This is a genomic window from Butyrivibrio hungatei NK4A153 (genome assembly GCF_000424465.1).
In the GTDB taxonomy this organism is placed as follows: Bacteria; Bacillota; Clostridia; order Lachnospirales; family Lachnospiraceae; genus Butyrivibrio; species Butyrivibrio hungatei_A.
On record NZ_AUJY01000012.1, the window covers coordinates 165799 to 185535 of the forward strand.

Annotated in this window: 15 protein-coding genes; 14 read left to right on the forward strand and 1 reads right to left on the reverse strand. The window is 41.7% G+C overall.

Annotated elements, in window-relative coordinates:
- Positions 1-96: 96 nt before the first annotated feature.
- The 4 genes from G628_RS0108595 to G628_RS0108610 are packed head-to-tail and all read left to right on the forward strand — an operon-like array spanning position 97 to position 3056.
- Positions 97-801 (forward strand): response regulator transcription factor, encoded by a 705-nt coding sequence (locus G628_RS0108595; RefSeq protein ID WP_026667825.1) that lies wholly within the window; start codon positions 97-99, stop codon positions 799-801.
- Entirely contained in the window at positions 801-1952 is a 1152-nt protein-coding gene (locus tag G628_RS0108600) for a sensor histidine kinase (protein ID WP_026667824.1), read from the forward strand. Before G628_RS0108595 ends, G628_RS0108600 begins: the two co-directional genes overlap by 1 nt.
- A 46-nt stretch (positions 1953-1998) precedes the next feature.
- Positions 1999-2586, forward strand: coding sequence for a nitroreductase family protein (locus G628_RS0108605; RefSeq protein WP_026667822.1), 588 nt, complete (start codon positions 1999-2001; stop codon positions 2584-2586).
- Entirely contained in the window at positions 2583-3056 is a 474-nt protein-coding gene (locus G628_RS0108610; protein WP_026656459.1) for a DNA-deoxyinosine glycosylase, read from the forward strand. Before G628_RS0108605 ends, G628_RS0108610 begins: the two co-directional genes overlap by 4 nt.
- Position 3057: 1 nt before the next feature.
- Here the strand turns inward: G628_RS0108610 and G628_RS0108615 are convergent, their stop codons facing one another.
- Entirely contained in the window at positions 3058-3516 is a 459-nt protein-coding gene (locus tag G628_RS0108615) for a GNAT family N-acetyltransferase (RefSeq protein ID WP_026656460.1), read from the reverse strand.
- 157 nt (positions 3517-3673) lie between these two features.
- Between G628_RS0108615 and G628_RS0108620 the strand changes: the two genes are divergently transcribed.
- From G628_RS0108620 to G628_RS0108665, 10 genes are all read left to right on the forward strand, one after another.
- Positions 3674-4204, forward strand: a complete 531-nt coding sequence (locus tag G628_RS0108620) for a cysteine hydrolase family protein (protein WP_027208941.1) — start codon at positions 3674-3676, stop codon at positions 4202-4204.
- 307 nt (positions 4205-4511) lie between these two features.
- Positions 4512-6647 (forward strand): HD-GYP domain-containing protein, encoded by a 2136-nt coding sequence (locus G628_RS0108625; RefSeq protein WP_051199109.1) that lies wholly within the window; start codon positions 4512-4514, stop codon positions 6645-6647.
- A gap of 12 nt (positions 6648-6659) precedes the next feature.
- Positions 6660-10889, forward strand: coding sequence for an ATP-binding protein (locus tag G628_RS16895; RefSeq protein ID WP_242827203.1), 4230 nt, complete (start codon positions 6660-6662; stop codon positions 10887-10889).
- 9 nt (positions 10890-10898) lie between these two features.
- Entirely contained in the window at positions 10899-11672 is a 774-nt protein-coding gene (locus G628_RS0108635) for a response regulator (protein ID WP_027208943.1), read from the forward strand.
- 18 nt (positions 11673-11690) lie between these two features.
- Entirely contained in the window at positions 11691-14075 is a 2385-nt protein-coding gene (locus tag G628_RS0108640) for an HD-GYP domain-containing protein (RefSeq protein ID WP_027208944.1), read from the forward strand.
- 115 nt (positions 14076-14190) lie between these two features.
- Entirely contained in the window at positions 14191-15213 is a 1023-nt protein-coding gene (locus tag G628_RS0108645; protein ID WP_027208945.1) for an acyltransferase family protein, read from the forward strand.
- 91 nt (positions 15214-15304) lie between these two features.
- Complete coding sequence (locus G628_RS0108650) at positions 15305-15829, forward strand: hypothetical protein (protein WP_139233782.1); 525 nt, start codon at positions 15305-15307, stop codon at positions 15827-15829.
- Positions 15830-16052: 223 nt separating this feature from the next.
- Complete coding sequence (locus G628_RS0108655; protein WP_027208947.1) at positions 16053-17117, forward strand: NAD(P)-dependent alcohol dehydrogenase; 1065 nt, start codon at positions 16053-16055, stop codon at positions 17115-17117.
- A 188-nt stretch (positions 17118-17305) separates the two neighbouring features.
- Positions 17306-18280: a GTP-binding protein gene (locus G628_RS0108660; protein ID WP_027208948.1), complete on the forward strand. Its 975-nt coding sequence runs from the start codon at positions 17306-17308 to the stop codon at positions 18278-18280.
- 38 nt (positions 18281-18318) lie between these two features.
- Entirely contained in the window at positions 18319-19623 is a 1305-nt protein-coding gene (locus tag G628_RS0108665) for an MFS transporter (protein ID WP_027208949.1), read from the forward strand.
- Positions 19624-19737: the final 114 nt, after the last annotated feature.

Sequence of the window (19737 nt, forward strand, 5' to 3'; positions counted from 1 at the left end):
AGCTACATTACAATTACATTACGCTGTGGGCACGGTTATTTCATTGCAAAAGATATGTGTGTATACTGATTATTGAAAAGAAAAAGAGGAAAAAATATGGTTTTAACAGATTGCAGCATCCTTCTCGTAGATGATGAAAAGCAGATATTGGAGATTAACGACAGGCTCCTGTCAGAGAATGGATTTAAGAATATATTGCGCGCTTCAAACGGGAAAGAAGCAGATGAGATTATGGGAAAAAATCAGGTGGATCTGGTTGTTCTGGATATAATGATGCCTGATATCAGCGGACTTTCGCTCTATGAGCAGTGGACGAAGCAAGGACTTAATGTACCGGTGATTTTTCTTTCCGCGAGGGATGAGGAAACAAGCAGGTTAAAAGGACTCGGACTTGGTGCCGACGATTATGTGACAAAGCCCTATACGCCTGAGGAACTGCTCCTTAGGATAAAAGCGGTTTTGCGAAGGACGTATCACTTAACAGAGAATAAGATTGTCAATCTCGGGGCTGTGAGAGTGGATCTTTACTCGGGAATCGTGATAAGACCTGACGGAGAGGCGGAGCTGACCGCAAAAGAGTTTCAGCTCTTTTCCAAACTATATGATAATCAGGGAAAAATTGTGTCGCTGAATGTCCTGATGGATACACTATGGCCGGATGGGAGCTATGGACTTGAGAATTCGCTTATAGTACACGTCAGAAGGCTTAGGGAAAAAATTGAAGAAGATCCGTCGAAACCTGAGTATCTGCAGACTGTTCGAGGACTGGGATACAGGCTAAACATAAGAGGTAGAAAGTAATGAAAAAATTATCCGGATACATCTTTTCCATGATGCTGGTTCTGGTGTCACTTATAGTGATCGATGTTTTGGTGATGTTCTTTATATGTGTGCAGAAAGAGAAGGAATATCTTGATACGTATCGAATAGAAAAAGTATCGGAGAAGATCGTTAACGAAGGCGGCGTGTATAATGTGGATCAATCCATATATGACCGTTTGGACAGGACAGGCTCTTTTGCCATGATAATTGATGATTCCGGGAACGTGATCTGGAATTATAATAAGCCGGCGGAAATTCCGGATTTCTATGGGATAAAAGAGGTGGCTTCTTTTTCACATTGGTATCTGAATGATTATCCCATTTATAACTGGGCGAGGGACGACGGCATTTTGGTGGTCGGACATCCCAAGGGCAGCATATGGAAGTACATTTTGGAAATAAATATGGAAACTATGGATGGCATGATCAGATTTGGTCCGTATATGCTTATTGCAAATATGCTTATCCTGTTGCTGTTGCCGGTTCTGATAACGCGTAAGTGGATGCTTGCAAGAGAGAAAGCAAGGACTGAGTGGATTGCCGGAGTTTCGCATGATATAAGGACGCCGCTCAGCATAGTTATGGGCTCTGTGGAAAAGGGAAGCATCGAGGAAAAGCAGTGCTTTAAGATAAGAGACCTGATAGGGAATCTCAACACCGAGAACAAGCTGGAGTCGGGAACGGGTAAGTGGAGTAGCGAAAAGATAAATCTCACATCGATCCTGAGAGATATATTGTGCGATTATATAAATACTTATGAAGATTATTCTTTTGACCTGGAAGTGGATGAGCAGCTTGAGAACTACAGTATCCAGGCGGACGTAACGCTGATCAGGCGCATGATCGAGAACCTTATTACAAATTCAATTGTTCATAATGAAAAAGGCTGTGAGATGAAGGTTACGTTATCTGAGCGCGGTAATGGTAAGGCTAAACTTGCTATATGTGACAACGGACAGGGCGCACCGGAGCAGAAAATCAAGGTACTTAACGAAAGAATAAAGAATGCATATCTTCCCGAGCATGGCCTTGGAATCCGCGTTGTTAAGCAGGTGGCAAAAAAATATAAATATGCCGTAAAGTTCTCGGCAGAGGAAAATGAGTACTTTAAATGTGAGATAGATTTGTGAGACTATTATAGGTGACAAAATATTACCGGCATGGGAGGACAAACACATGAAAGAAATCTCGGCAAGACACAGCATCAGGAAATATAAAGCAGATGCGGTTAATAAGGATGATATAAAAAAGATAATTGAAGCGGGAATTCTTGCGCCTTCTGCGAAGAACAGACAACCGTGGAAGTTCATTGTGATGGAAGGCGAGAAGAAAGAAGACGCTCTTAATGTTATGGAGAAGGGACTTGAAAGGTCTCGCGAAGAGCTTAAGGATGTGCCCGGAATCGAACCGCTTATTTCGGATGCCTTCAATACTTTGGGGATAATGAGGCAGGCTCCTGTGGTTATCTTTGTGGAAAACTCCAACGGAAAAATCCCTTTTGTGGATATCAATGTCAATGACAGAATTACGGAGATTTGTGATTCACTTTCCATAGGTGCGGCAATTCAAAATATGCTTCTTGCTGCGACAGAACTTGGATATGGAACGCTTTGGATCGCCAACACATTTTATGCTTATCAGGAGCTTGCAAGCTATCTTGGAATAGCGGGACAGCTAATAAGCGCCGTTATAGTGGGAGTTCCGGATGAGACACCAAATCCCAGACCGAGGAAGAGTTTTGACGAGGTGGTGGAATTTAGATGATAGTACATCCGATACCGCCTCTTTTTGACAAGGATTCGAGAGTGCTTATTCTTGGGAGTTTTCCTTCGGTGAAATCACGAGAAGCGCAGTTTTTCTACGGACATCCGCAAAATAGATTCTGGAAAGTCATTGCGGCGGTTTTTGAGGAGGAAGTTCCGAAGACAATAGATGAGAAGAAAGCGCTACTTAAGCGAAACAACATAGCGCTCTGGGACGTCATTCATTCGTGTGATATAACGGGATCCTCGGATTCCAGCATAAAGAACGTAACGGCGAATGATCTTAAGATAATCCTTGATAACGCTGATATTGAGGCAATATACGTAAACGGTAAGACGGCAGAGAAGTATTACAAGAAATACACCGAAAAAAATATAGAAAGATCCGCAATCTGCCTGCCATCCACAAGCCCAGCCAATGCGGCGTGGAATGTGGATAAGCTGGTTGAGGCATGGAAGATTATAAGGTGAATCAGTTTCCCAGCTCCATTTCTGCATTCATGGGAACAAAGCCATATTTTTCATATAGTGGTCTCCCCATGTCTGTTGCTTCAAGTGATATCTGCGTAATTCCGCGCTTTTTGGCATCCTGAACGAGCATATCCAAGGTTTTAAAGGCAATTCCCTGCCGACGATATGCGGGATTGGTGTACATGTTCATGATATAGGCTTTCTTGCCGCTTGGATTGTGATATGTCGGCATGACTTCATAGTAGCTTACTCCGCCTGCGCCGACAAAAGAGTTGCCTTCCATGACGAGGATAGCCACATGGGTTCCGTTTGCCAGAGCTCTTTTATAATATTCTTTTGAAGAAGTCTCAACCTCAGACATATCTACTGAGTCGTCAAGCTTGTTGGCTGCACGTAATACCTCAATTCGTGAAGTGGTCAAGAGGTCTATATCTTCTAAAGTAGCTATTCTATAATCCATGATGCAAAATCCTTTCAGCTGAATAAATGTAAAAACATTTTATATCACCGTATCATTTGATGTCCATACATCAGAGAATATGAATAGTTGAAGATGATGACTATGGATGTAATGAAAAATCGCGTATAATAAATTATAAACCTTAAGGGAGGACACCATGGTACTACTTGTAATCGACACGCAAAAAGGGATAACGGATGACAGGCTCTATGAGTTTGAAAAGCTAAAATCCAACATCAAGGATCTTATCGCTCTTGCAAGAGAGAACAACAAAGAAGTAATTTTTGTTCGGCATGATGACGGCCCCGGAACGGGATTCAGCGTAGGGGATGAAGATTTTGAGATATTCGATGAATTTGCACCAAACGATGGGGAAAAGATATTTACTAAGAACGTAAACAGTGCACTTCACCCGTCGACAGGTCTTTTGGATTATCTTAAGGGAAAAGGTGTAAAAACTGTGATGATGGTGGGTATCATGACAAACTTTTGCATAGATGCGACGATCAGAACAGGTTTTGACAACGGATTTGAGGTTCTGGTTCCCGAATATACCAATTCGACCTATGACAATGAGTTTATGGACAGGGCATCGTGCTACCGCTACTATAACGAATTCATGTGGCCGAAAAGATATGCAAAATGTATCACTATGGAAGAAGCAAGAAGCCGTATGCAGGGTAAATGAGCGTATTGATACGCCTGAGAGCCTCGAATCTAGCCGCAGAGTATTGTATGATAATGTATAAATATTAAATAACGATAAAGAATACAGCAAGTGTTCGTTGCACAACCTAAAACGTGCTAAAATATTTACGAAAAGTTGATTATTTCAGTTTTTTTATGTTGCATTTTTTTAGGGTGACGAAGTTATGTTGTTTTTTCAGAGTCGAATCTTGCGATTTGTTATATATGATTATGATATGCCAAGAGATGGAGAATGTAAGAAATTTGTTCCATCTTTTGGCATTTTGCGTTTTTTGGAGGTATAGGGGTTGAAAATTACTTTACAAAAAACAAATCATAATAGATTACTTCGCGTGTTGACCATCTTTTTCGGAATCGCAATGAATGTAGCTATGTCATTTGTTGCCCGCAAGTATGATTTGCCTATTTACCTCGATGCAGTCGGAACTATATTTGTATCGCTGATTGGAGGTCTTTTTCCGGGAATAGTAACTGCGGTACTGACGAATGCGGTCAGCACTATATTTAACAGAGAGGCGATTTATTTTGGCTTTATAAGCGCGCTTGTGGCAATTTATACGGCGTGGTTTGTAAGAGAAAAAAAGTTCGATCATATAAAAAAGATACTTATATTTGTATTTACCGTTGGAATAGGAAGCGGTGCTCTTGGCGCGGCTATTCAGTGGGGCGCTATGGGAAGGCCACAGACCCAGTCGTTTGATGCTTTGGTCGAGGCCTTTACAATACAGTTTGGAATCGGCGATTTTTGGTCCTATTTCATCATCGATATTTTGCTGAATATTCTGGATAAGGGCGTGTCAATTTTTGTGGCGCTTCTTCTGCTACATTTTATTCCTGACAGAACATGTGAAAATATTAGGAACAGCGGGTGGAAACAGAGGCCGCTATCGATAAGCGAAGTAAAAAGAATAGGTTCACTTAGTTTTTCTTCGATACATTCTCTTAGGATAAGAATAACAGTGATGCTTGTCGGATGTTCATTGGCACTTACCGTGATAATGGGAATCGTTGGAATAACTCTGTACTTTAAAAATGCAAAAGCGGAAAAGGCAGAAATTGCCTTAAATGTGGCACGTTTCGCAGCTCAAAAAGTCGATCCCAATATCATAGATGAATGTATTGCCAAGGGCATATATGCGGATGCATATGAGGGAACGGAAAGAGAACTTATCAGTATCAAAGAAGCAGTTACGGGAGTTGACCGTATCTATATAAATCAGCTCAGTAGTGACGGCTGGTACATCGTATTTGATATAGTTCCGGATGGCGTAAGAAAGCACATTCCGGGCGAAAAAGAGAAATTTGATGAAAATATGCAGCCGTATGTCGGAGCGCTGTTTAAAGGAGAAGAGGTTGCGCCTGTTGAAATTCTGTCGCATTCCGGTTGGTTTATGAGCGCATATTGTCCGATCATAGACAAAAATGGAATCTGTATGGGTTATGCGGTAGCAGAGACATCACTTGCGTTTCTTTCAGATTATATGCAGGGCTTTTTGCTACGTGTGTTATTCATAATGACATCTTTTTTTATCCTGATAATAGCGTTTGGTCTGTGGAGTACCGGAACAGGTATGGTATACCCGATAAACAGTATAGAAAAGAGTGTTGAGAACTTCATCAAGGCCGGAGATGACCAGGTGGAACTTGATGAGGCGGTAAGACAGATGAGAGCCATTGATATTCAGACAGGCGACGAGATTGAGAAGATGTACAGGATAATATGCGATATGGCGCTCAATCAGACAGAGAAGATCCGTAGTGTAAGAAGATTTTCAGAGGCAACGCTGAAGATGCAGGACGGACTTATCATCACAATGGCGGATCTTGTCGAGAACAGGGATTCCGATACAGGTGCGCATGTCCAGAAAACTTCCGAATATGTAAAGATAATCGTGGAGGGCCTTGAAAAGAAAGGCTACTATCCCGAAAAGATCAGTGCCAAGTTTAAGTCCGATGTTGTCAGAAGTGCTCCTCTTCATGATGTGGGTAAGATCAATATATCCGACAAGATCCTTAATAAACCAGGCAAACTGACACCTGAAGAATTTGAAATAATGAAAACTCACACCACCGCAGGTAGAGAGATTATCGAGAAGGCAATCAATACGGTAAAAGGTGAGGTATATCTTAAAGAAGCAAGGAATATGGCTGCATACCACCATGAGCGCTGGGATGGAAAAGGCTATCCCGAAGGACTACACGGAGAAGTTATACCGCTGTCTGCAAGGATCATGGCTGTTGCGGATGTTTTTGATGCGCTTTCTTCGCCGCGTGTATATAAGGAGGCATTCCCTTTGGATAAAGCGCTGGATATCATAAGCGAGGGTGCGGGAACTCAGTTTGACCCCAAGTGTGTAGAGGTATTTATGGATTCAATCCCTGAGATAAAGGTAATCCTTAATAAATATAATCAGAAGGTTTGATGGAGGTTGCCTGTGAAGAATGTACACAAAAAAATAGCATTCATGGCTATAGTAGCAGGCTGCCTAATGATGCTGATGCATATAAACGTATATGCTAAGTATGATACGGTAGTCGGCACTCATTCTTACTATGGCGGAGGATATGCGGTAACCGGACAGATTCCGGGTGTCTCGTATTCTTATGAAATATATGATGCATCGAATGGTCTTCCGACTTCCGATGCAATGTTTCTTATGGGTGCAAGAAATGGATATATATGGATTGGCGGTTACAGCGGAGTTATTCGCTACGACGGTTCGACTTTTGACAGGATTGATGCGCATTCATATCTTACAAGCGCAAGAGGTTTCTTTGAGGACAGTAAGGGTAGAATCTGGGTCGGAACAAATGATAACGGTGTAGTGGTTCTTGATGGTACGGAGAGTATACACTATTCGTACAAAGAAGGTCTGCCTTCATCATCAATCAGAATATTTGAGGAAGACAACAACGGAAACATCTTTATCGGAACGACATCAGGAGTATGTTATGTTGATCAGACCAATACGCTTCGCGTTCTTAACGATGAAAGAATAGCTGAAGAGCGAGTCCTTAAACTGGACAAAGACACTTCGGGAAGAATATACGGGCAGACTGCCAACGGTATAGTATTTGCGATAGATGACTGTGCGATCACAGAGTTGTACCAAAGCTCAGATCTTGGAATCGGAAAGATAACAACTATCCTTGCCGATCCGTATGATGCCGGAAATTTATACTTTGGAACGGACGAAAGCGTCATATATTACGGGAAATTTGGAGATTCGGCTAATAATCTGGAAAGAATATCAGTGGATCCGCTTAGTAACGTGCACTGGCTTAACTACGACTGCAACAGAGTCTGGGTTTCATCAACAAGTATGATAGGTTACATTGACACGGACAGTTCTTTTAAAGAACTTACCAATGTTGCGTTTGACAGCGGAATTGAGATGGTTACGTCTGATTATCAGGGAAATCTGTGGGTGGCTTCGTCTACTCTCGGAGTTATGAAAGTTGTTGCAAATAACTTTATCGACATAACTCATGTGACGGGAGTGACTACGGGAGTAACCAACGCTGTTGCTCTGCATGACGGGGATATTTACATCGGAACAGAGATGGGCCTTGATATTATTGGGAAAAACGGCGAATCAATAGAGAATGATCTGACTTTTTATCTGGGTGATGCGAGAATTCGAAGTATTGCGGAGGATAACGATGGAAATATGTGGGTTTCCACGTATACGCATGACCTCGGGCTTGTATGTTATGAAACTAATGGCGAGATTATTTCATATACGACAGAAAACGGAATGCCCAGCAATCAGATAAGGTGCATAACCATTGGAAAAGACGGAAGTATTCTTGTGGGTACGAATGGCGGACTTGCCGTTATAAAAGATTTTGAGATCGTTCGTACGGTAGGCGCTTCCGATGGCGCTAAGAACACAGTTTTTTTGACTCTGGTAGAAAATGATGAAGGCGCAATTCTTGCGGGTACCGACGGCGACGGAATATATGTAATTGAAGAAGACCGTATCAAAAAAATCGGCAGAGATAACGGTCTTACAAGCGATGTCGTCATGCGGATTGTAAAGGATGAAAAGCGAGATATCGCTTGGATCGTCACGTCTAATTCCATTGAATATATGAAAAACGGATTGGTGACGAATGTTACATCTTTTCCTTATAACAACAATTACGATATGTATTTTGACAACAGCGATAACGCATGGATACTGTCATCTTACGGTGTCTATGTGGTAAATGCCGATGATATGGAAGATGATGCCATAACTGATTTTAAGATATACACGATAGCTAACGGACTTCCGTATGCGATAACAAGTAATTCTTTCGGATATAAGGATCAGGACGGAAATCTATACATGGCCGGAAGAAATGGTGTGGCAAAAGTAAATATCAATAAGTATTATGACGGCACGCTGGAAGTTTTGATGGATGTAAAGTCCATATATTGTGATAACCAAAAAATAGAGCAGGATGAAAACGAAGTTTATCAGATACCTGCTTCGGACGGACGTGTACAGATATCTGCATCTGTAATGGATTATTCTATGATGAATCCCGATGTGCGTCTGTATCTGGAAGGCGGACCCGATGATGGAATTATCACTCAAAGGAGCAAGTTGTCGGCTCTTGAATATACGGGACTTCCGTATGGAAATTATAAATTGCATGTCCAGATCTTAAGTGCCGGAGGGCGTGAAGTACTTCAGGAAGATGTATTCAACATAAGAAAGGCTCCGAGACTTTTGGAGCTGGTGGTAGTAAGACTCATTCTTTTGATACTTGTTGCATCGATAGCCGGTTTTATCGTATGGCAGGTAATGAGACTTACTGTTATAAAAACTCAGTATGAAGAGATAAAGAAGTCGAAGGAAGAGGCAGAGAACGCGAACACGGCAAAGTCCAGATTCCTTGCCAATATATCCCATGAGATCAGAACTCCTATCAATACTATCATGGGAATGAATGAAATGATAATGAGAGAAGATCCGACAAGTGTGCCCAAAGGGTATTTCATGTCGGTCATGAACTATGCTTTTGATATCAGGAATGCTGCAGAATCGCTGCTTGGTCTTATTAATGACCTTCTTGATATATCCAAGATAGAGTCGGGAAAGATGCACCTTGTGGAGCGCGAATATGACACGCAGGAACTTCTGCGTTCCATTGTATCAATGATCAGAATAAGGGCTACGGAAAAAGCGCTAAGCTTTGACGTGGTTATTGATGAGATTCTTCCCAAGAGGATGTATGGAGATGCCGAGAAAATAAAACAGGTAGTACTCAACCTCCTTACCAATGCCGTGAAATATACTGCAGTCGGAGGCTTTTCACTAAACGTGTCGATGGAAGAGCGCAATGACAGGGAGGCAGTTATTCGCATTTCGGTAAAAGATACCGGAATAGGAATAAAAAAAGAAGATATGGACAAACTTTTTACAGCATATGAAAGACTTGATGAAGAACAGAACAGCGGTATACAAGGAACAGGCCTTGGACTGGATATTTCGAGAAAATTCGCGGAGCTCATGGGAGGAACTATCTTTTGTGACAGCGTATATGGAGAAGGGTCTGAATTTATCTTTATAATATCGCAGAAGATTGTAGATGCCACATCAATCGGCATATTTATCGAGCATGATGAAAGCAAGGCGGGTGGACCGTATGTACCTAAGTTTATTGCGCCCGATGCCGACATTTTGGTTGTTGATGATAACCCTATGAACCTGAGCGTTATTAAGGGGCTTCTTAAAGCAACCAAAGTATTTGTGACAACTTCTGAAAGCGGCGCGGATGCTATAGATAAGATAAAAGACGGCGATTTTGACGTAGTTCTTTTGGATCACATGATGCCCGGACTTGACGGAGTAGAGACGCTTGCAAAAATAAGGGAAATAAAGCCCGATATTCCCGTATATGCGCTTACTGCAAATTCGGTTTCAGGTGAGGAATATTATAAGTCGAAGGGCTTTAACGGGTATCTTGCAAAGCCTGTGGATATAGAGACTTTGGAAACTACCATTATGAAGCATATTCCCGAGAATAAGATGGAAAAGTCTGAGAGTGTGGATGCAACAGAAGAACTTACCGAACTGCCTAAGGATATGCTGTGGATATATGATGTAAAAGATATATCTGTTCCTGAAGGAATAAAGAACTCGGGAGGAATTTCGAGTTATCTTTTCGGACTGGATCTTTTCTTTGAAACAATTGATGAGAATTCAAGGGTATTAAATAATGCATATGATGAGGGAAATATAAGACTGTTTACGATCAAAGTTCATGCGCTTAAGAGTTCTGCTCGAATCATAGGTGCACTCGGGCTTGAAGAATTCGCTGCCAAGATGGAAGAGGCGGGCAATAATAACGATAGGGTCTATATTGACAGCTATAAAGACGATCTCATGAAAGAGTATGCTTCTTATAAAGAAAAGCTTGGAAGGATTAAGGATGCCAATGTATCAGATTCTTCGAAAGAGATGATACCTGAGGATGAGCTAAAAGATGCATACGGAGCGCTGGCCGATCTTATACCGCAGATGGACTATGATTCTGTTGAAATGATTTTGGAAAGTATATCGAAGTATTCTCTTCCCGATAAGGATGCAGAGTTTTTCAAGGAACTTGGCAGGTTGTTCAAACTGTTTGACTGGGACGGAATGGAAGCACTGATCAACACTTCAAAGTAAAGGAGCAAAATGGAAAAAATCATATCAGGCAAAAAAATCATATTCACCGGAGAAAAAGAGACGTTTATTTTGAGAGCCATTATTGAGAAGGTACAGGCGGTTGGGCTTGAGTGCGCTTTTGTTCCTTTTACAGTAGATGCCCTCAACGCTTCCGGAGAAGACATATCGCTGTACATCCTTTATATGGACGAAGAGGTCAGTCCAAGAGAAGATGCACTGCATTTCCTGATTGATACCATGGAAGAAAACGGCAGCAAGCTTATACTTATAGGCGAGCAGATAGACCTTAACAATACAGCGAAGCATTTGAGCGAGAATCTGCTGTACAAGACATTTTCCAGACCAGTCAATAATGATGAATTCATTAAAGCCATAAGGGAATTTTTTGATAAATCCGAATCGGGAGAGTACAGAAAGAGCATACTGATCGTTGATGACGATCCGCAGTATCTTTCTCTTGTAAGACAGTGGCTGAAAGATACGTACAGAGTATTTATGGCTAATTCAGGGCTTCAGGCCATCAAGTATCTTGGAAAAAGCAAGGTCGATCTGATACTTCTGGATCATGAGATGCCGGTAACGAGCGGACCGCAGGTTCTTGAGATGCTAAGGAGCGATTCGGAGACATCTTCGATACCTGTTATTTTTCTTACGGGTAAAAGCGATAAGGAGAGCGTTATGGCTGTTGTTGAACTTCGGCCTGAGGGATATTTTTTAAAGAATATAAAGAAAGAGGAGCTCTTGGAAAAGCTTAAAGAGTTTTTTGTTCTGCATGGAGTATAGTACAAGGAGCAGGTGGAAATGTTTGAGATTATAGAGAAGTATCAACTGGATATTATGCTGGGCCTTTCCTCTACGTGTATGGCATTTGCATTTCTGTTGTTCTTTACGCAGTTTCTGGAGAAAAAAAGAAGATTGATAATTTTTACTGTAGAGTCATCTGCGGCAATTCTTATCTTCTTCGATCGTTTGTCGTATATCTATTCCGGAAATACGACAATGACGGGATATATTATGGTCAGGCTCAGTAATTTCCTTGTATTTGCGATGACTCCGGTGGTTATATTGGGACTGAATCTTTACATAGTCGATCTGCTGAGGGTTGAAGCAAATCAAAAAACTATGCTCAAAAGACTTAGATTTGTGAATATTGCGGCAATTGTACAGATAATGTTTGTAGTAATCTCGCATTTTACCGGATGGATCTATTACATTGATGAAAGAAATATATATAACAGAGGATCGCTGTTTTTGCTGTGTTACATTATGCCTGTGCTGTGTCCGCTTATACAGTTAACGGTTATACTAGAGTTTCAAAAGGCTATAAGCAGATTGGCACGCGTTTCTATCGTGACCTGCATATTTGCGCCTATCATAGCGGGAATTATTCAGATATTTGCGTTTGGAATATCTATTGTTGATATTTTCATGGTTCTGGTTGCGATCTTCTTGTATGTATTTAGCTATATCGATGTAAACCGTGCGGTAATAAGGGCACACAAGATCGAGATAGGCGAGCTGAAGGACGGAGAAAAGCGCATGAAGCGTCTGTTTGACCAGACAACATCAGCTCTTGTAAAAGCAATAGAAAATAAAGACGAATATGCACAAGGCCATTCCCAAAGAGTTGCTGATATTGCAAAAGAGATCGCAATGCGCTCGGGCATGGATGAACAGAAGTGTGAAGGCGTGTACTATGCAGCGCTTCTCCACGATATAGGTATGGTCGGAATTCCTGACAGTATTATTGAGAAGCAGAAAGATCTTACAGAGGATGAACAAAAGATACTTAAGAAGAAGCCGATAATAAGCGGCGAGATCTTGGCAGATATCAAGGAATATCCGTATCTGCGGGACGGGGTTCTTTACAGCAATGAAAAGTATGACGGCAGTGGTTATCCTGAGGGACTTAAGGGAGAAGAAATTCCCGATGTTGCAAGGATCATTGCGGTTGCGGATGCGTATGTCTCCATGACTTCGAATAAAAGGTACCGTGAACCGCTTCCGTATATCATGGTCAGGCAGGAATTTGTTGAGATGTCCGGAACGCAGTTCGATCCTGTCTATTCCAAGATAATGCTCCATATAATGGATAGAGAAAACTCGTGTAAAAAAGACGACAGAGTTATGGATTCTGAGATTGTCTGCAGGGCATACAAGGAGCAGGTTTCTCTTGGAGTTCATATAACAGATGTTGTAAAGAAGATATATTTTGACTGCGATCAGCTTGAACTTAAGGAAGGGGAATATTCATCGCCTTCGATTATTTTGTTTGATTCCTATGACAAGCGATTTCATAAGAGCATAAAAGCAATAAACGCATACAGATATCTGGAGTACGGAGAAATCTGGCCGGACGGACATTATGTTTCAACTGCGGCAAGGAATATGAAAATTGAAGTAGTTGAGATTCCGGAAAAAAAGAAAAAGCGAAGGGCTGTAAAGAAGGAGAAGAAAAAAGGGCAGTATGAGATAGGAATGGCCAAATATGACGATCACATAACGCTTGAGATGAAGTACATGAATCACAAGGTCAAGGCGGTCATATCTCTTCAAGACAATACCAAAGAAGCATATATTGGTATTACGGGTGAAAATTGCCATATAAAAAATATTATTGTTGAAGAGACCGGCAAAAAAATCGGCGAAGGTGATATAGAGCGAATTTCAGATGTTATAAGATATACAGATCGTATCGAGTCTGACCTTCCTAATATCCAGATTGACAGGACAAGGTCTGCATATACTGAAGGAATCGAGCTTGAAGATGAGGTAAGGCTTTATTTCCATTCCATGAGCCTTCCGGCAGCCAATCTTGTGTGGCATTGTCCTTATATCGTGCTGTTTTATTCCTCGGACGGTAAGGTTGGAGGCGAGGATTATCGTGAATACGCAATGATAAAGATAAACGGCGAAGTGTCGGGCGATGAAGATATTGCGGAAAACAAAGTATTTATGAAGAAAAATGAGAATTTTAAAGGTTGGGAAAAATGGAAAGAAGAGACAAAGGAAGGCATAGACTGTTTTGTACTCTTTGAAAGACATGGAAATAAGATTACAACGGAGACGGAAAATCTTGGTATTGCCATAGAAAATACGACCACCTTCCACGGTGAATATGATGAAGTTTATGTGGCACTTACGGGTGATGAAGTCGCAATTACGGATATCCGCATTATGAAATAACAAGATATGCATAATATTTGATAGAATGTTCATAAAAATTTTAATGAATATGAGATGCGGGGGTGATAGAATAATCTGCATATCAGAATGCAACAAAAAGTAACAAGAAGAACGAATGAAAGAACAGATAGTAACGAATAGATTAAAAGAAATGGACATATATAAAGCTATAGCGATCATCATGGTTGTTTATGGTCATGTAGCTTCAAATACGGTAGGAGTGTATTCGGGTTTTATCAGCTTTGTGCACATGCCGATCTTCTATTTTGTGAGCGGTTTTTTCCTGTATAAGGAACTTAAGAAGTATTCGGAAAAAGAGCTTGTGAAAAAGAAGTGCTTGCGATTGATCGTTCCGTATATTACATGGTCATTCGTCGCCTTTATGGCAAACGCTGTGGTAACAGTAGCGGGAAAAGGCATGGATATGGGCATTCTCATAGATGATGCCGTGCAGATATTTATATATGCAAGAAGTGTGTGGTTTTTTATTCAGCTCTTTTTTGCACATATGCTTTTTATACTGATCCACAAAGTGACGGACAAGAAGGCGCTGAGAGCGGCTTTGAATATAGGCATATGGGCGCTTTTGATTATCTTTTGCACTACGGAAATTTTCTGTATGTGGAAAATTAAATGGCTGTATGGCTTTTTGCTTCTGGGGTATGTATGCGGCGAATATGATGTGCTCCCTAAGATTGGGACGATCAAGCCGAAAATGCGGGGCGCTATATTTATCTTTTGCCTTGCAGGATGGATAGCGGTTACGGTTATGGCTTCCGGATGCTATTCAACGGACCTTGTCTACGGCTTTGACGATATGCCATTTTCGTTTAAGACGTTTGGAATTGAACTTTCTGTCTGGGCATGCGGACTTTTGGGTATGACTACGATATATTTTGTGAGCCGTTTTATTGCCGGATTCAGAATTTTTGATATACTGTACCGGATGGGAAGCTATACTTTGGATATATATGTGGGCCATATGCTTCTTTTGTTTGTAATAAAAAGGATAACTATGCCTCAGGATCTTGTATTTGTATTATCGTTTATTATTGCGTTTTTCTTTATAAGTGTGCCGCTTTACGTATTGTCAAAATATTTTTTGAGAAAAATAGAACTATACAGAATGGTCACATAATTGCCAAAATATATGGGTGTTCAGAATAGTAGAAAAATAAGCGAATAACGGTAGGGGAACCGGCTTATTGGTTAATGGAAAGGGTGAAATTATGTATAGGACAGTAAAAAAGAAGTATATCATTACAATGCTTCTTATATCGGTAGCATGCGCGTTTTTGTTCGCAGGATGCGGGAATGGCGGAGCGGAAGATCTTTATCTTAGCAAGGTGAGCTACGTTGTTTGCCCGGTGGACGGTCAGGATATCGATATGTATGTAGTGTCATCGGATTGTTCGGTGATACATTATTTGATAAGAGCAACCGATGACCTTGATATCAAGGAGCTCTTTGAAGGCAAATTCCCTGAAGGGGGATTTTCAAGCGAAAGGCAGCAGATAACCGAACAGGACTGGGAGAAGCTCCAAAGCGTAGTGAATGAGACGGAGTTTATCTATTTGCCCGGTGAAGTGTCAGATTCCGAGATGGCAGCCGATTCAGGCAGCAGCTATATAGAGATAAAGACGGATATGATAAAGCACCTGGCCGGCGGGCATAATGCAGGCTTTGGCAGAGATAAGGCGAATAAGAAATACAGGAGCGTCGCTGATGTGCTTAACACTGCGCTGGGTAACTGACGGCCTGAGGTTATACTTTTTTATAAAAAAAGAAATGATAGTAGAAGGAAGCTTTGTGAAAAGAGCTTCCTTTTTTGTGCGCTCATTTTTTAAAATACAGAAAAGTGCACATAAATATACGAATAACAATTGACTGTATGTGCATTTTTCATATAAGATGATATCAACACTCAATTTTGCATAATTAAATAAAGGAGGAGAACATCTTATGGAGCAGAAGACAATGAAGGGTTTTGCAATGCTTAAGATCGGTGAGGTCGGATGGATTACAAAAGACGTTCCGAAGTGTGGACCGCTCGATGCAATCTGCAAACCGCTTGCCATTGCAATATGTACTTCAGATGTGCATACGGTATGGGAAGGTGCTGTTGGTGATCGTCATAACATGATCCTTGGTCATGAAGGTTGTGCGGAAGTTGTGGAAGTAGGTGAACTTGTTAAGGACTTTAAGCCCGGTGACAGAGTTTTGGTACCTGCTATCACACCCGATTGGAGTTCGCTTGAGGCTCAGGCCGGATATTCCATGCACTCAGGTGGAATGCTTGCAGGATGGAAGTTCTCCAACTTTAAAGATGGCTTGGATTCAGAGTTTTTCCACGTTAATGATGCGGACGGAAACCTTGCACATATGCCGGAAAACATCAACATTGTAGATGCATGTATGCTTTCTGATATGGTTCCCACAGGATTCCACGGAGTAGAGCTTGCAGATGTTCAGTTTGGTGATACCGTTCTTGTAATCGGTATCGGTCCCGTAGGACTTATGAGTGTAGCCGGGGCGTCACTACGAGGTGCGTCAAGGATCATTGCTGTAGGAACACGTCCTAAATGTGTGGAAGCAGCTAAGAAGTACGGTGCAACCGACTTTATAAATTACAAAAACGGATCTATAGAAGATCAGGTTATGGAACTTACATCAGGAAAAGGTGTAGATAGAGTAGTTATCGCGGGTGGTAATGTCGATACTTTTGAGTCGGCAGTTAAATCGGTTAAGCCCGGCGGACTTATCGGTAACGTTAACTACCTCGGAAGCGGTGACTATATCAGCATTCCCAGAACCGACTGGGGTGTTGGAATGGGACACAAGCAGATCCGTGGAGGACTTATGCCGGGTGGAAGACTTCGTATGGAGAAACTAGGGGCATTGGTATCTTCAGGAAGACTTGATGTAAGCCCGCTTGCAACACATATATTTGAAGGATGGGATCACATTCCCGAGGCATTGCAGCTCATGAAAGATAAGCCGGCAGACCTTATCAAGCCGGTTGTAAAGCTCGTAAAAGAGTAATGATTATTTTTGGTTAAAAAACATAGGGCAGTCGCAGATTTTTAAAGTTTGCGACTGCTCTTGCTGAGAGAACCTGCTGAGGTTTTTTTGAGGCTGGTTCGAACGTCTTACGGCGAACGAAGTGAGAGCGGAAGTTCCTTATACCCTTATTAAGAAGGAGAATACGCCGACGCACCGGCGATGATCATATGAAAGTACTGATAGTTACAGGCTTTTTGGGAGCCGGAAAGACCACATTTATAAAAGAGTTGTTAAAGCATACTAATCGCTATACTGCGGTTCTGGAGAATGAATTCGGCGATACAAATCTGGACAGCCGCGAAATTTCAGGCTCTACAGATAATAAGGATATGCAGGTTCTTGAGTTCATGGAAGGCTGTGTTTGCTGCAGCAAGAAAGATTCTTTTTTGTACTCAATCCTTACAGTATCAACGGGAATCGCACCCGAGTATCTGATCGTAGAACCGTCGGGCGTTGCCAAACTGAGTAATATTCTTGCCGGCCTTGAAAAAGTTAGGTACGAGAAAATTATTCCGGTGAGTCCGATTGTAATAGTATCTGCGAAGTCTTTTTTGGCAAATCTTCATGAGTACAGGGAGCTTATGCGAGACCAGATTTTGAACGCGGGGCACGTAATCTTCTCAAAGACTGAGGGAATGGATGCTGATGAGCTGGAAGAAGTAAAGAAGCAGATAAGAGAGATAAATCCCGATGCGAAGATAACGGAATCTTACCAAGATGGCAAGAGCGAGGATTGGTGGACGGAGGTTATGTCGGATGAGGAAGCGCACGCAGTCGGTGACGGCGTGGATGAAGGTGCAGATAATAGTGGGCAGCAGGCTTTTGAGCAGATGACGACTGGATGCATCGAATTTCCTGCAATTGGTGAATTTGTGAGATTTTGCGAGAGCTTGCTTTCGGGGAATTACGGCGATATAGCTCGCGCCAAAGGTGTTGTTAAAGTGGGCGATGAAGCTCTTCGTTTCGACATCGCCGACAATTCATACGTGATCACAGGCGGAGAAGAGCCTTTCCAATCAGTATTTATCGGATCTAGCATAGAGCGGGAGAAACTGCTTACAGATCATGCGAAGTATTCACTCGCGCAAAATATGTCGAAGAAGGTTGCAGATAAGGGCTATACAAAGATAAGACCAAGGTGATATAGTCTGTTATTAAAGAGACATCTTAGGGGGACGACATGAATAACAAGACTAATTATATTTCTTTCTGGTTAAGCCAAGCTGTCTCAGAACTTGGAAGTATGATGACAAGCTATGCGCTTATCATTTGGGCCTATCAGCAGAGTAGGTCCGTTATGCAGGTATCTCTGCTCACTTTTTTCACTTTTGCACCAAAGGCAATAACAAGCTTTTTTATAGGCGGATTTGTGGATCGCCATGATAAGAAAAAAATCATCATGCTTACGGATACGGCTTCTGCGCTTTGTTCCGTTATTGTATGTGTGCTTCTTTATACACAGAAAATGAACTTGTCGTATATATATGTTATAAATATTGTGCTGGGCGTCATGGAAGCTATACAATCACCGGCTTCATCAGTAGCGCTAGGCTTGATCGTACCTGAGGATAAGTATGAGAAGATCAGCGGATTAAGTTCTATATCAGAGAATGTAAGCGTTGTGCTTTATCCAATGCTTGCCAGTGCTTTGATGGGATTTTTTGGAATTGCGTCTGTGCTTATGTTTGATATAGCGACATTCCTTTTTGCAATCACAGTAATGTTCTTTGTTATACAGATTCCCAAGGAAAGTGACCCCGAGGAAGAAGAGGGAATGTTTGACGGTTTCTTTGGCGGAGTGAAGTTTTTGAAAGAGAACAAAGGAGTCCTCTATATCATCATCTGCATGACCTTAATGAATTTCCTTTCACGTTTATCTTATGAAAATATTTTGTCACCTATGATTCTTGCAAGAAGCAATGACAATGAAATGGTACTTGGCATTGTAACGTCATTCATCGGAGCAGGTGGAATTGTTGGAGGAGTTTTGGTTAGCACATTGAAAATGCCGAAGAACAAAGTGAAGATGCTGTTTTATTCCGCAGCGCTTTCATTCGCATTCGGCGATTTGCTCATGGCATTTGGACAGAATGTTTTTGTATGGAGCATTGCAGGAATTGCGGCAAGTTTGCCGATTCCGTTTACTATGGCGGCGCAGTCGGTACTGATATATACAAATGTGCGCGAAGATATACAGGGCAGAGTGTTTGCGGTAAGGAATGCGATGAAGTTTGCTGCAATCCCTATGGGAATCTTGCTGGGCGGCGCGCTGTCTGAGTACCTCTTTGAACCATTTGTAAATAGTGGAACGGAAGTATCCTCTATGATTGTACGTTTGCTTGGAAATACAGACGGAACCGGAATGGCGATTATGTTCTTGTGTACCGGCATTACAGGATTTGCAAGCTGCATGTTGCTTTCAAGAAGTAAGCAGGTAAAAGAACTGTCTATGCCTGTGGAGGAAGATGAGACTCAAGCAGCATAAGAGGAACGCAATATGGTCCAAAGGGATGTGGTTAATGGACCACTGATGAAAGGGATAATTGGCTATAGTATTTTATAGCTGATTATCCCTTCTTTTTTTGATCAAATAAGCGGA